Consider the following 14234-nt stretch of genomic DNA (forward strand, 5'->3'; position numbering starts at 1 on the left):
CTACCCGTCAACTTCAGTAGCAGAACTGTGGCACGTTCGGGCCCCCTCCGGTTGAGAAACGTTACGGCACCACCCCTAGACTGGTTCCTCAGCAGGTGGCCTCCGCTCGAAAGGCGTGCCCAGTGACCATCGGCAAGTCCCCCCGCCGCTCCGCCTCCGGCTCCTCCGCGTCCGCCTCCGCCGGCCCGGAGCGCCCCGCGGAGCCGAGTCACGCCGCCGACGGGCCGAGCATCGGGCGGCTGCTCGCCAGGGCCCGGATCGACGCCGGCCTGACGGTCGACCAGGTCAGCACCCGCACCCGGATCCGGGTGCCGATCGTGCACGCCGTCGAGGCCGACGACTTCGACCGCTGCGGCGGCGCCTTCTACGCCCGCGGCCACCTGCGGCTGCTGGCCCGGGAGGTCGGCCTGGACGGCGAGGCGCTGGTCGCCCGCTACGACGCCGAGCACGGCGGGGGCGGCGCGTCCGCCACCCGGCTGTTCGACGTCGGGCCGGTCACGGTCAAAGACCACCGCCGCCCGAACTGGACCGGCGCGATGGTCGCCGCGATCGTCGCGGTGGTCGTGCTGATCGGCTACAACCTGGTCGGCTCCTCGTCCCCCGCCGGCAACGGGCCCGGCGCGGCCAGCGCCCCGCTGCCCTCCGGCGTCTCCGCCCCGGCCACCCTGGAGGCCTCCGCGCAGCCGCCCGCCCCCGAGGCGGGCGCCGGGGCGGTGGCCGGCGCCCCCGCCGACAAGGTCACCGTCAAGCTGGTCGCCGGGCAGGACAAGAGCTGGGTCACCGCCAAGGACGGCAGCGGGAAGTCGCTGTTCTCCAACAACCTGGAAGCCGGCCAGGACCAGACCTTCACCGACCCGAAGAAGATCACTCTGGTGATCGGCAACGCCGGGGCCGTGCACCTGTTCGTCAATGGCAAGGACCTCGGTCCGGCCGGTCAGGACGGCCAGGTGGTGCACCTCACCTACACCCCGGGCGACCCGCAGGCGGGCTGATCCGGCCGCTCGATCGAACCGCGCGCCCTCCGGGGGGAACTCCACCGGGGGGCGCGCGTTAATCTTGGCGTCATGCCTGAACCCCGCACTGTCGCCCTGGTCACGCTCGGATGCGCCCGCAACGAGGTCGACTCCGAGGAACTCGCCGGGCGACTGGAGGCCGATGGCTGGCGGCTGGTCGACGACGCCAGCGAAGCCGATGTCGCCGTCGTCAACACCTGCGGGTTCGTCGAGGCCGCCAAGAAGGACTCCGTCGACGCCCTGCTGGAGGCCAACGACCTCAAGGGCCACGGCCGTACCCAGGCCGTGGTCGCGGTCGGCTGCATGGCCGAGCGCTACGGCAAGGAACTCGCCGACGCCCTCCCCGAGGCCGACGGCGTCCTCGGTTTCGACGACTACGCCGACATCTCCACCCGCCTGAACACCATCCTCTCCGGCGGCCACGTCGAGGCCCACACGCCCCGCGACCGTCGCAAGCTGCTCCCGCTCACCCCCGTCGAACGGCAGGCCGCCGCGGCCGAGGTCGCCCTGCCCGGCCACGGCACCCCCGAGGACCTCCCCGAGGGCCTCGCCCCCGCCTCCGGCCCGCGCACCCTGCGCAAGCGTCTCGACGACGCCCCCGTCGCCTCGATCAAGCTGGCCTCCGGCTGCGACCGTCGCTGCTCGTTCTGCGCCATCCCCGCCTTCCGCGGCTCCTTCATCTCCCGCCGCCCCAGCGACGTGCTGAACGAGGCCGTCTGGCTGGCCGGCCAGGGCGTGCGCGAGGTCGTGCTGGTCTCCGAGAACAACACGTCCTACGGCAAGGACCTCGGCGACATCCGGCTGCTGGAGACCCTGCTCAGCGAGATCGCCGCCGTCGAGGGCATCGAGCGGGTCCGGGTCAGCTACCTGCAGCCCGCCGAGATGCGCCCCGGTCTGATCGACGTGATGACCGGCACCACGAAGGTCATGCCCTACTTCGACCTGTCCTTCCAGCACTCGGCGCCCGCCGTGCTGCGCCGGATGCGCCGCTTCGGCTCCACCGAGCAGTTCCTCGGCCTGCTGGAGTCGATCCGCGCCAAGGCCCCCGAGGCCGGCGCCCGCTCCAACTTCATCGTCGGCTTCCCCGGTGAGACCGAGGAGGACTTCGCGGAGCTGGAACGGTTCATCACGCACGCCGGCCTGGACGCCATCGGCGTCTTCGGCTACTCCGACGAGGACGGCACCGAGGCCGCCGGCTACGACGGCAAGCTCGACCAGGACGTGGTCGACGACCGCGTCACCCGGCTCTCCAAGCTCGCCGAGGAGCTCACCGCGCAGCGCGCCGAACAGCGCGTCGGCAGCGAGGTCACCGTGCTGGTCGAGTCGATCGAGGACGGCGTGATCGAGGGCCGCGCCGCCCACCAGGCCCCCGAGACCGACGGCCTGACCACCCTGCTCGGCGCGGACGACGCCGAGATCGGCCAGTTCTACCGGGCCACCGTGGTCGGCACCGAGGGCGTCGACCTGGTCGCCGAGGCGATCACGCTGCTCGGAGCCGACGTATGACCAAGGGGCCGGGGGCCCCGGCCGAGACCCGGCCGACCCCGGCCGCCGTCCCGCCGCAGCCCGGCCTGTGGAACATCGCCAACGTGCTGACGATGTTCCGGCTGCTGCTGGTGCCGGTCTTCGTCGCCCTGCTGTTCGCCGACGGCGGGCACGACCCCAAGTGGCGGGCGTTCGCCTGGGCGGCGTTCGCCGTCGCCATGATCACCGACGTCTTCGACGGGGCGCTGGCCCGCAGCAAGGGCCTGATCACCGACTTCGGCCGGATCGCCGACCCGATCGCCGACAAGGCGATCATGGGCGCCGGCCTGATCGGCCTGTCGATCCTCGGCGACCTGCCCTGGTGGGTCACCGCGGTCATCCTGGCCCGCGAACTCGGCATCACCCTGATGCGGTTCTGGGTGATCCGCTACGCCGTCATCCCGGCCAGCCGCGGCGGCAAGCTGAAGACCCTCACCCAGGGCATCGCGGTCGGCATGTACGTCCTGGTGCTCACCGGCCCGCTGGCCACCGGCCGCGCCGTGATGATGGCGATCGCCGTCGTCCTCACCGTCGCCACCGGCCTCGACTACGTGGTCCAGGCGATCCGGCTGCGCCGCGAGGGCATCGCCCGGGAGCGCCGCGGTGAGTGAGCTCGCCGCCCGCCTGCTCGCGGCGCTCAAGGCCGACGGCGCCACCCTGGCCGTCGCCGAGTCGCTCACCGGCGGCCTGCTGGCCGCCACCCTGGTCGACGTCCCCGGCGCCTCCGCGGTGTTCCGGGGCTCGGTCACCGCGTACGCCACCGACCTCAAGGCGTCCGTGCTCGGCGTCGACGAGGGCCTGCTGGACGTCCGCGGGCCGGTCCACCCCGTGGTGGCCCGGCAGATGGCCGAGGGCGTCCGGAACCTGCTCGGCGCCGACTGGGCGCTGGCCACCACCGGCGTCGCCGGGCCCGACCCGCAGGACGGACAGCCCGTCGGCACCGTGTACGTGGGCCTCGCCGGGGCGCGGGGAACAGAAGCCCTCCCGCTCCGGTTGTCCGGTGGGCGTGACAAGATCCGACACCAGTCCGTGGAAGCCGCGCTCGACCTGCTGCTGCGCCGGCTGACCGGACCGGACACCGACCGCTGAGCATCACCGAGCGCCGGCGGCCGCGGGCCGAAACCCGCGAACCCGCCGCACCCGATGGAGGAACGTGTTAGACCGGATGCTCCGGCCGGGACGACCCCGGTCGGACCGCCCCCGCGTCGACCGGGAGTCGACCGGGCGTCCGGAGCCGGACATCTGCCCGTCACGGGTGGTTCGACGGCCCGGAACGGGAAGAACAGGGGAGGGGACGCCTTGCAGCCCAGAGTGAACACGACCCCGGTCCCCGCACGGGACACGGACAAGGCGGTACGGTGGGGTCGTGACATCTCGATCCGCAGTCCGAGGAGGGAGGCACCGATGATTCTGCTCCGTCGCCTGCTGGGCGATGTGCTGCGTCGGCAGCGCCAGCGCCAGGGCCGCACACTCCGCGAGGTGTCGGCAGCCGCCAGGGTTTCGCTCGGGTACCTCTCCGAGGTCGAGCGGGGTCAGAAGGAGGCGTCCTCCGAGTTGCTCTCCGCCATCTGCGACGCGCTCGACGTGCGGATGTCCGAGGTCATGCGCGAGGTCAGCGACGAACTGTCGCTCGCCGAACTTGCGGCGATGGCCACCCTCTCCGAGGGTGATCTGCTGAGGCCGGTGCTCGAACCGGTTCCGCTGCCGGCTCCCGGTGTCGACCGGTCCGGATCCATCTCGCCCAAGGCGGCGATGGACGTGGTGGCGGCCTGACCGGACCTCGACCCGCCTCCCGTTCCCGGGAGGCGCCGGGCGAAGGAGGGTCGCAATGCGCACGATGCGCAGTGCGCTGCTGCTGGGCACGACGGCACTGGTCGGCCTGGGTCTGATACTGCTCCTCACGGGCGGCACCGCGATTTCCGGCGGTGCCGCCCTCGGCATGCTCGCGGCGGGCTGGTGGGGGATGGGCCTGATTCCCGTGCACGCACGTATCGAGGGGCGGACACGAGAACAGGGGCGCTGGGGGTCCCCCCAGCGAAGCGAGGGGGCGGAACTGCGCGCAGCGGAAGGCACCCCACCGCAAGATCGCGACGCAGGAGAATGACCTGCACTTGATCGCGACCTTGCGGACGTGCTTTGCGCTGGTCGCGCAGGTCTCCCCCAGCCCTGGCGGGCCGGGAGGTACCCCCACGCGCCCCTGTTCTCGTGCTCGCCTGCTCTCGTTCTACCTGATCCGGTAGCCCTTCGGGGTGGCGTGGAATCCGGCCGCTTCCAGGTGGGGGCCCAGGGGGCTGGTGAGGGCGGGGTGGCCGTTGATGCGTTCGATGGTGAGGGGTTGGGCCAGGGCGGCGAGGGCTGCGGTGACGGCGGGGCCCTCGGTGGACCAGGTGAGCAGGGACTTGCCGCCGCGTTCGAGGTAGAGGACCAGCTCGCCGTCGACCAGTGCGACCAGTGAGCCGGCCTTGCGGGCCGGGCGGTGGGCGGCGGTGGTGTCCTCCGAGGGCTCCGGCCAGGGCAGCGCCGCGCCGTACGCGTTGGCGGGATCGGCGGCGGCCAGTACGACGGCCTGCGGGCTCTCCGCCGGAGAGGTCGCCGACCAGTCGCCGTTCGCCCGCTCCAGGCGGGAGTTGACCGAGCGGAGGCGGTCCGCGGCGCCCTCCATGGCGAACTGGGCGCCGCCGAGGCCTTCCACGAAGTAGCCGCGGCGGGCCTTGCCGCGTTCCTCGAAGGCGGCCAGGACACGGTAGACGCCGGCGAAGCCGCCGGGGATCCGTTCGGCGGAGACGGTGCCGCGGGTGAGGATGCCGTGCCGGTCCAGCAGGGCCTGTGCCTGGGCGGCGGCGCGTACGGTCGGCTCGCCGCCGAAGGAGGGCAGCAGCGACCACCGGCCGGCCGCCGTCGGCGGGCCGGAGCGGGAGCTGGGGCGGGCCAGGCCGCGGGCTGCGCCGCCGTAGCGGCCGCGGGGGGTGGAGCGCGGCGCCCGGTGGGCGGTCGCGCCGGCGGTGCGGCCGGAGCCGAGGAGGTTGCGCAACGGGGCGAGGGTGTCGTTGGTGACGTAGCCCGCCCAGACCAAGTCCCACAGAGCTTCGACGATCTCGGCGTCCGGGGTGTCGGGGACGCGTTCGGCGAGCTGGCGGAAGAACGCGCCGTAGCCGCCGGTGAGGGCCTCCAGCAGGGCGGTGTGGATCGGGCCGGGGGTGAGCGGCAGCGGTTCGGGGCGCAGCAGGTGGGCGTTCTCCGGCAGGTGGAGGCTGATCCAGCCGTCCTTGCCCGGCAGTGCGCCCGCGCCGGACCAGCCGATCTCGCCGGCGGCCATCAGTTCGTCCAGCAGGCCGGGGGAGTAGTCGGTGAGCCGGGCCGGCAGGACCAGTTTTTCGAGGGCGGAGGCGGGCAGGGCGGTGCCCTGGAGCTGTTCGACCACCCGGTAGAGGCCGTCGGCGCCGCGCAGGCGGTGTCCGGCGAGGTGCTGCCACTGCGGGAGGAACGCGGCCAGGGCCTTCGGCGGGACGGCTTCGACCTCGTGGCGCAGGGCGGCGAGGGAGCGGCGGCGCAGGCGGCGCAGGACGTCGGCGTCGCACCATTCGGGGGTGGTGCCGGTGGCTTCGGGCCGGAACTCGCCCTGGACCAGGCGGCCGGCGGCGGTGAGGCGGTGCAGGGTGCCGGTGACCACGGCGGTGCCGAGGCCGAAGCGTTCGGCGGCGGCGTGGGCGGTGAACGGGCCGTGGGTGCGGGCGTAGCGGGCCAGCAGGTCGCCGAGTGGGTCCTTGACGGGTTCGGTGAAGGCTTCGGGGACGCCGACCGGCAGCGGGGTGCCGAGGGCGTCGCGGAGCCGGCCGGCGTCCTCGATGGCGGACCAGCGCAGTTCGCCGCCGATCCGGACCTGGATGATCCGGCGGGCCGCTTCGAGTTCCAGGGCCCACAGCGCTTCGGCGCCGCGGTCGGTGAGTTCGCCCTCGCTGAGCGGGCCGAGCAGGCGCAGCGCGTCGGCGACGCCCTCGGCGTCCTTGATGCGGCGCTCGGGGGTGCGGCGTTGGAGTTCGGCCTCCAGGCCGGCGAGCACCGTGGGGTCGAGCAGTTCGCGCAGTTCGGCCTGGCCGAGCAGCTCGGACAGCAGCCGGGAGTCCAGCGAGAGGGCGGCGGCGCGGCGTTCGGCGATCGGGGAGTCGCCCTCGTACAGGAACTGGGCGACGTAGCCGAACAGCAGGGAGCGGGCGAACGGGGACGGCTCGGGGGTGGTGACCTCGACCAGGCGGACGGCGCGGGTCTCCAGGTCGCGCATCAGCTCGACCAGGCCGGGCACGTCGAAGACGTCCTGCAGGCATTCGCGGACGGCTTCCAGCACGATCGGGAAGGAGCCGTACTCGGCGGCGACCTCCAGGAGTTGGGAGGCGCGCTGGCGCTGCTGCCAGAGCGGGGTGCGCCTGCCGGGGTTGCGGCGGGGCAGCAGCAGGGCGCGGCCGGCGCACTCGCGGAAGCGGGCGGCGAACAGGGCGGAGCCGCCGACCTGGTCGGTGACGAGCTGTTCGATGTCGCCGGAGTCGAAGACGGCGGCGTCGGCGCCGACCGGGGCCTCCTCCGGGGGCGGGGCGGTGATGCCGGAGGGGAAGTCGGCCAGCAGGTCGGCGTCGGGCAGGCGCAGCACGATGCCGTCGTCGGCGTGCATCACCTGCGGGTCGAGGCCGTGCTTCTCGCGCAGCCGGGCGCCGATGGCCAGTGCCCACGGGGCGTGCACCTGGGCGCCGAACGGCGAGTGGACGACGATCCGCCAGTCGCCGAGCTCGTCGCGGAAGCGTTCGACCACGATGGTGCGGTCGTCGGGCAGGTGGCCGCAGGCCTCGCGTTGCTCGGCGAGGTAGGCGAGCAGGTTGCCGGCGGCCCAGTCGTCCAGGCCGGCCTCGCGGAGTCGGGCGGTGGCGGCGGCGGGCTCCATCGCGCCGACCTCGCGGACGAACGCGCCGACCGCGCGGCCGAGTTCGAGCGGGCGGCCGAGCGAGTCGCCTTTCCAGAACGGCAGCCGGCCGGGGATGCCGGGGGCGGGGGTGACCAGCACCTTGTCGTGGGTGATCTCCTCGATCCGCCAGGAGGTGGTGCCGAGGGTGAACACGTCGCCGACCCGCGACTCGTAGACCATCTCCTCGTCCAGCTCGCCCACCCGGCCGCCGCCCTTCTTCGGGTCCGCGCCGACGATGAAGACGCCGAACAGGCCGCGGTCGGGGATGGTGCCGCCGGAGGTGACGGCGAGGCGCTGGGCGCCGGGGCGGCCGGTGACGGTGCCGGCGACGCGGTCCCAGACCACCCGGGGGCGCAGTTCGGCGAAGGCGTCGGACGGGTAGCGGCCGGCCAGCATGTCGAGCACGCCGTCGAACGCGGACTGCGGCAGGGTGGCGAACGGTGCGGCGCGGCGGCAGACGGCGAGCAGCTCGTCGACCTCCCAGGTGTCCAGGGCGGTCATCGCGACCAGCTGCTGGGCCAGGACGTCCAGCGGGTTGCGGGGGACGCGCAGGGCCTCGATGCCGCCGGTGCGCATCCGTTCGGTGACCACGGCGGACTGCACCAGGTCGCCCCGGTACTTGGGGAAGACCACGCCGGTGGAGACCGCGCCGACCTGGTGCCCGGCCCGGCCGACCCGCTGCAGGCCGGAGGCCACCGACGGCGGTGACTCGACCTGCACCACCAGGTCGACGGCGCCCATGTCGATGCCCAGTTCCAGGCTGGAGGTGGCGACCACGGCGGGCAGCCGGCCGGCCTTCAGCTCCTCCTCGACCAGGGAGCGCTGCTCCTTGGACACCGACCCGTGGTGCGCCCGGGCCAGCAGCGGCGGGGCGCCGGCGGCCGCGCCGGAGCCGCCCATCAGTTCGGCGGGGGCGTGCGACTCGGGCAGCGGGGCGCCGGTGGCCCGCTCGTAGGCGATCTCGTTCAGCCGGTTGCACAGCCGCTCGGCGAGGCGGCGGGAGTTGGCGAACACGATGGTCGAGCGGTGCGCCTGCACCAGGTCGACGATCCGCTCCTCGACGTGCGGCCAGATCGAGGACTGCCGCTGCGGGTCGCTCTCCTCGGCGGGGGTGGCGGGCAGGTCGGCGAGGTCGGGGACGGGCACCACCACGGACAGGTCGAAGCGCTTGTCGCTGCCGGGCTGGACGATCGCCGCGCCGCGCTGCGGGCTGAGGTAGCGGGCGACCTCCTCGACCGGGCGGACGGTGGCGGACAGGCCGATCCGGCGGGCCGGGCGGTCCAGCAGTTCGTCCAGCCGCTCCAGGCTGAGCGCCAGGTGCGCGCCGCGCTTGGTGCCGGCCACCGCGTGCACCTCGTCCAGGATCACCGTGTCGATGCCGCGCAGGGCCTCCCGGGAGGCGGAGGTGAGCAGCAGGAACAGCGACTCGGGGGTGGTGATCAGGATGTCCGGCGGGTGGGTGGCGAACTTGCGGCGGTCGGCGGCGGGGGTGTCGCCGGAGCGGATGCCGACCTGCACCTCGGGCTCGGGCAGGCCGAGCCGGACGCTGGCCTGCCGCAGGCCCGCGAGCGGGGCGCGCAGGTTGCGCTCGACGTCCACCGCGAGGGCCTTCAGCGGGGAGATGTAGAGCACCCGGCAGCGGCGCTTGGGGTCGGCCGGGGGCGGGGTGGAGCTCAGCCGGTCCAGGGCGGACAGGAAGGCCGCCAGGGTCTTGCCGGAGCCGGTCGGGGCGACCACCAGCACGTCGGTCTCCAGCCGGATCGCCGACCAGGCCCGGGACTGGGCCTCGGTGGGGGCGGCGAACGCGCCGGTGAACCAGGACCGGGTGGCCGGGGCGAAGCCGTCCAGCGGGTTCGGGCTGCCGGGCGCGTCGGGGGTGGAGGTGGCCATGCACCCATGGTGCCCCGACGGGCTGACAGGCCGGGGGACGGTCACCGTCTGCCGCAACCCGCACAGCAAATCGTACAAATCGCTCATATGGTGAGGAATCGGACCCACCCACCACGGGACTCCGGCCCGGCCGACGAGCGGAGAACACGCGATGGAGCAGGTGAGCCAGGCCCCCGACAGCGCCCCCCGGCGCCGCAGCGTCCGCGTGTTCGGCGCGACCCTGCTCTGCGGACTGCTGCTCGGCGGAGCCGTCCCCTACGTCACCGGCACCGACGGCACCTACCTCAGCTACCTGGTGCTGGACGAGCGCGCCGACGCCCAGGGCGCCGACCACGCCGCCGAGCAGGTCCGGGCGGCCGGCGGGCAGGTCGTCCAGGCCTATCCGCAGATCGGCGCCGTGCTCGCCTACGCCGGCGGCCGGTTCGCCGAGAAGCTGCGCGGCCGGCCCGGGACCGCCGCGGTCGGCGCCACCCGCACCGTCCCCGTGCCCTCCCCGCCCCGGCCGCTGGCCGGCGCGGCGTTCGGCCCCGGGGCCCCGGCCGCCGACGTCGCCGAGGGCCAGGAGGACAGCACCGCCACCGTCCCCGACCCCGGCGAGCACAACGACTGGAACCTCGCCATGATCGGCGCCGTCGAACGCCCGCCCGGCCGCGCCGCCCTGCTGCACCCGCCGCTGGACCGCCCGGCCGACCGCTCCGCCGACCGCACCGGCGCGCTGCCCACCGCCCAGCAGCTGTCCCAGGTCACCGTCGCGGTGCTCGACTCCGGCGTCGACGACACCCACCCCGACCTGCGCGCCGCCGTCGACCCCGCCGCCTCCGCCTCCTGCGCCGACGGCCGCCCCGACGCCCGCAGCGGCGCCTGGCGGCCCGACGAGGCCATCAACGAGAGCGGCCACGGCACCCACGTCGCCGGCATCGTCGGCGCCGCCCGCGACGGCCACGGCGTCACCGGCGTCGCCCCCGGCGTGCGGATCGCCGCCGTCCGGCTGCTCGGCCCGCTCGGCCAGTACTACGCGGAGAACATCGTCTGCGGCATGCTCTGGGCCGCCGACCACGGCGCCCGCGCCATCAACGACAGCTACTTCGCCGACCCGTGGAAGTACAACTGCCCCGAGGACGCCGACCAGGCCGCGCTGATCGCCGCCGTCGGCCGCGCCGTCGCCTACGCCCAGCGCAAGGGCGCCGTGGTGGTCGCCTCGGCCGGCAACGACGCCCAGGACCTCACCGGCGCCCGCCCCGACCACCGCAGCCCCAATGACCGCACCAGCGGCCCCCCGCAGGACCGCGAGCTCGGCACCGAGTGCATCCGACTGCCCGGCGAGCTGCCCGGCGTGGTCACCGTCGGCGCCGTCGACCGCAACGGCCTGCCCGCCTCCTACAGCAACTACGGCCGCGGCCGGATCTCCCTCAGCGCACCCGGCGGCGACCCCGACGGCGGCACCGACGGCGCCGTCGTCTCCGACTGGCCCGGCGGCAAGTACGCCGCCCTGGCCGGCACCTCGATGTCCGCCGCCCACGTCACCGGCGCCGTCGCCGTGGTCGCCGCCCAGCACCCCGACTGGGACCCGGACCGGATCGCCGCCGCCCTCGCCAAGGCCGCCGACGGCAACTGCGTCCAGACCCTCCCGATCGGCTGCCAGGACCGCGACTACTACGGCGCGGGCATCCTCGCGCTGCCGCGCTGACCCACCGGTGCCCGATACTGGGCGCATGAGGCTGACCGAGTTCTGGCGACGGATGTACCTGCACTTCGGCGAGACCTACGCGGAGTCCTTCGCCCAGGACCACGTGATGGCCGAACTCGGCGGCCGCACCGCCCGTCAGGCGCTGGACGCCGGCTGGGAGGCCAAGGACGTGTGGCGCGTGGTCTGCGTCACCCAGGGAGTGTCAGATCGGCTGAGGTGACCCGATTCGCCGGCCGGTGGGTGAGACTTGGCCGGTGTCCAGCAGTGCAGAAACCCCCGACCGACTGTCCGAAGAACACCTCGCCACGAGCCCCGAACCGGGCCGGCAGAGCGGCGGCGACACCGCCGACCCCGGCGCCCGCCAGCTGCGCCGCGGCGCCGCCGGCAGCGGCGCGATGCCGCGCTGGCTGCCCAAGGCGATGCTGCTCGCGCTGGTCGGCGTCGGTCTCTTCCAGCTCGCCGACTGGGCCTTCCACCAGCTGATCGACCTGTTCGTGATGCTGCTGGTCGCGTTCTTCCTGTCGCTCGCGATGGAACCCGCCGTCGACCGGATGGCCGCCCGCGGCGTGCGCCGCGGCCTCGGCACCTTCCTGGTGTTCATCGGCGTCGGCCTGGCGGTCGCCGCCTTCCTCACCGCGCTCGGCACCCTGATGGTCGACCAGGTCACCCAGGTCGCCGGGAAACTGCCGCAGATGCTCCACGACCTGATCGACTGGGTCAACCGCACCTTCCACACCGAGCTGTCGCTCGACCAGCTCCAGCACCAGGTGCTCAAGGACTCCGGCACCATCGAGAAGTACGCCCAGCAGGCCGCCGACAACGTCTGGGGCGTCACCGGCACCGTCGTCGGCGGGCTCTTCCAGGCCTTCACCGTCGGCCTGTTCACCTTCTACTTCACCGCTGAGGGCCCCCGGGTCCGGCGCACCGTCTGCTCGATGCTGCCGCCCTCCAAGCAGGCCGAGGTGCTGCGCGCCTGGGAGATCGCGCTCGCCAAGACCGGCGGCTACCTGTACTCGCGGGCCGTGCTGGCGCTGGTCTCCTCGCTCGGACACTGGGCGTTCTTCACGATCATCGGACTGCCGTACGCGGCCGCGCTCAGCGTCTGGGTCGGCGTCATGTCGCAGTTCGTGCCCACCATCGGCACCTACCTGGCGGGCGCGCTGCCCGTCCTGGTCGCGCTCACCGGCCGACCGGTGGACGCGGTGTGGGTGCTCGGCTTCGTGATCGTCTACCAGCAGATCGAGAACTACCTGCTGCACCCGAGGATCACCGCCAAGACCGTCGACGTGCACCCCGCCGTCGCCTTCGGCGCGGTGATCGCCGGCGCCGCGCTGCTCGGCGCGGTCGGCGCGCTGATCGCCATCCCGGCCGCCGCCACCCTGCAGGGCTTCGTCGGCACGTACGTGCGCCGCTACGAGGTCGAGGACGACCCGCGGATCGACCGCGGCGAGGAGCGCCGGGCCCGGCGGCGGGACGCCGTGCGGCGACTGCGCCGGATGGTGGCCGGCGGTTCGACCGACCCGGCCGGCGCGCCGGCCGGACGGGAGGAGCAGCGGGCCGAGGACTGACGGCCGCGACCCCGCCGCCGACCCTCCGGCGGCGGGAGTAAGCGGTTTGCCCCACCGCCGGGCTCTTGATGGGCGAGGAGGTGTTCATGGGCGACAAACAACTCGGCCCGGACGACGAGTTCCGGGCGTTCATCGTCGGCGCCTGGCCCTGGCTGCTGCGCACGGCGTACCTGCTGACCGGTGACCAGCACGCGGCCGAGGACCTGGCCCAATCGGCGGCGGAGCGGACCTGCGCGGCCTGGTCGAAGGTGCGCCGCGCCGACGACCCGCACAGCTACGTGCGCCGCATCATGATCAACCAGCACGCCCGCCGCTGGCGGCGCCGGGCCCCCGAGGTGCTGGTGGAGTCCGTGCCGGACACGGCCGGGCGGGAGGACGGGTACGCCCGCTCCGACCAGCGCCGGGTGCTGATGGCGGCGCTCGCGACACTGCCGCCCCGGCAGCGCCAGGCCGTGGTGCTGCGGCACTGGGAGGACCTGACCGACAGCCAGGCGGCCGCCGCGATGGGCTGCTCGACCGGGGCCGTGCGCAGCCACGCGGCCAAGGGGATAGCGAGACTGCGGCACACCGCAGGGCTGAAGGAACTGACGGACATGACACATGTGGGGGGTGCGGTATGACCGCGGGGAACAACGAGATGCCGGGCGGGGACATGGCGGTCGAGCTCGAGCTCGGGCTCGCGGCGGCGGCGGCGGACGTGCGGATCGGCTCGGTGCCGGTCGAAGGCATCCTGGCCGGCGGGCGGCGGATCCGGAACCGCCGCCGCACGGTGGTCGGCGCGCTCACGCTGGCCTCGGTGGTGGCCCTGGGCGGCGGCACCATGGCGGGCCTGAACGGCTTCGCCGGGAGCGGCTCGACCGCGCAGGCCCTGCAGGCCGGCGGCAGTGGCGGGGCCCTCCCGCTGGTGCCGGGCGCGGAGGCGTCGGCCGCCCCGAGCGCCGCGGCGACGACGACGGCGACCGGCGTGCGGGACCCGCTCAAGCCGGTCCGGGTGATGATCGGACAGGGCACCGTCGACGGCAAGGAGTGGCAGCTCTGGGAGGCGCTCTGGCCGGTCGCCCCGCAGGGGCAGGCGTACGCGCAGGCGGTGGCGGTCTGGGAGGAGCGCCACGCCGTCGACCCGTCGATCGAGAAGCCGACGGAGGCGTTCGTCCAGCAGTACTGGCAGCCCACCGAGGACGTCGTCAACACCTACGCCACCCTGGACGGGGCCCGGCAGAAGTACGACAGGCAGGGCAGCTACCCGGCGCCCGGGCACCTCGACCCGCGGATGGCGAACACCTTCAGCGGCGGCGTCCTCGGGCCCTCGGCCAAGTCCGGCACGCCCGGCCCGCTGCCGATCAGGCTCGCGGTGCTGGCCATCGGCCCGGACGTCGGCAAGGTGGTGGTGAGCTGGTCGGACGGCAGTGTCGCCGAGCCGAAGCCGGTCGTCGTCGAGGACTCCCCGTACCGCATGGTGGTGGTTCCGGAGCGGGCCGGCCTCAAGGTCGCCGCCTGGCACTTCTTCGACAAGAACGGCGTCGAGCTGCCGGACGCCGGCACCAGGCTGCTGAGCGAGTAGGCGCCCCGAGCGGTCCCCGCGGCCCCGTTCCCGGTCCTCC

12 protein-coding genes are annotated in these 14234 nt (G+C 74.2%); 11 read left to right on the top strand and 1 reads right to left on the bottom strand.

Annotated elements, in window-relative coordinates; translation table 11 throughout:
* Positions 1 to 122: 122 nt before the first annotated feature.
* From IEZ12_RS21640 to IEZ12_RS21665, 6 genes are all read left to right on the top strand, one after another.
* Complete coding sequence (locus IEZ12_RS21640; RefSeq protein WP_229847752.1) at positions 123 to 992, top strand: helix-turn-helix domain-containing protein; 870 nt, start codon at positions 123 to 125, stop codon at positions 990 to 992.
* 72 nt (positions 993 to 1064) lie between these two features.
* Positions 1065 to 2519 carry a 30S ribosomal protein S12 methylthiotransferase RimO gene (gene rimO, locus IEZ12_RS21645; protein ID WP_043909747.1) on the top strand — a complete coding sequence of 485 codons (1455 nt, stop codon included), beginning with the start codon at positions 1065 to 1067 and terminating at the stop codon, positions 2517 to 2519.
* Positions 2516 to 3148: a CDP-diacylglycerol--glycerol-3-phosphate 3-phosphatidyltransferase gene (gene pgsA / locus IEZ12_RS21650; protein ID WP_100589761.1), complete on the top strand. Its 633-nt coding sequence runs from the start codon at positions 2516 to 2518 to the stop codon at positions 3146 to 3148. Before rimO ends, pgsA begins: the two co-directional genes overlap by 4 nt.
* Entirely contained in the window at positions 3141 to 3626 is a 486-nt protein-coding gene (locus tag IEZ12_RS21655) for a CinA family protein (RefSeq protein ID WP_189273785.1), read from the top strand. The genes pgsA and IEZ12_RS21655 overlap by 8 nt, the downstream gene beginning before the upstream one ends.
* 315 nt (positions 3627 to 3941) lie before the next feature.
* Positions 3942 to 4310, top strand: a complete 369-nt coding sequence (locus IEZ12_RS21660) for a helix-turn-helix domain-containing protein (protein WP_030457965.1) — start codon at positions 3942 to 3944, stop codon at positions 4308 to 4310.
* Positions 4311 to 4365: 55 nt separating this feature from the next.
* Entirely contained in the window at positions 4366 to 4641 is a 276-nt protein-coding gene (locus IEZ12_RS21665) for a hypothetical protein (RefSeq protein ID WP_189273787.1), read from the top strand.
* Positions 4642 to 4761: 120 nt separating this feature from the next.
* On the opposite strand, the gene IEZ12_RS21670 is transcribed toward IEZ12_RS21665, so the two are convergent.
* Complete coding sequence (locus IEZ12_RS21670; protein ID WP_189273788.1) at positions 4762 to 9378, bottom strand: ATP-dependent helicase; 4617 nt, start codon at positions 9376 to 9378, stop codon at positions 4762 to 4764.
* Positions 9379 to 9529: 151 nt separating this feature from the next.
* Between IEZ12_RS21670 and IEZ12_RS21675 the strand changes: the two genes are divergently transcribed.
* The 5 genes from IEZ12_RS21675 (at position 9530) to IEZ12_RS21695 (ending at position 14194) form a co-directional block, all read left to right on the top strand.
* Entirely contained in the window at positions 9530 to 11065 is a 1536-nt protein-coding gene (locus IEZ12_RS21675; RefSeq protein ID WP_189273791.1) for a S8 family peptidase, read from the top strand.
* A 25-nt stretch (positions 11066 to 11090) separates the two neighbouring features.
* Positions 11091 to 11285: a DUF3046 domain-containing protein gene (locus IEZ12_RS21680; protein WP_189273793.1), complete on the top strand. Its 195-nt coding sequence runs from the start codon at positions 11091 to 11093 to the stop codon at positions 11283 to 11285.
* Positions 11286 to 11319: 34 nt separating this feature from the next.
* Positions 11320 to 12633 carry an AI-2E family transporter gene (locus IEZ12_RS21685; RefSeq protein ID WP_083462144.1) on the top strand — a complete coding sequence of 438 codons (1314 nt, stop codon included), beginning with the start codon at positions 11320 to 11322 and terminating at the stop codon, positions 12631 to 12633.
* 86 nt (positions 12634 to 12719) lie between these two features.
* Positions 12720 to 13253 (top strand): SigE family RNA polymerase sigma factor, encoded by a 534-nt coding sequence (locus IEZ12_RS21690; protein WP_189273795.1) that lies wholly within the window; start codon positions 12720 to 12722, stop codon positions 13251 to 13253.
* Positions 13250 to 14194: a hypothetical protein gene (locus tag IEZ12_RS21695; RefSeq protein WP_189273797.1), complete on the top strand. Its 945-nt coding sequence runs from the start codon at positions 13250 to 13252 to the stop codon at positions 14192 to 14194. The genes IEZ12_RS21690 and IEZ12_RS21695 overlap by 4 nt, the downstream gene beginning before the upstream one ends.
* Positions 14195 to 14234 lie beyond the last annotated feature (40 nt).

This window comes from Kitasatospora griseola, from assembly GCF_014648555.1.
Taxonomy (GTDB): domain Bacteria; phylum Actinomycetota; class Actinomycetes; order Streptomycetales; family Streptomycetaceae; genus Kitasatospora; species Kitasatospora griseola.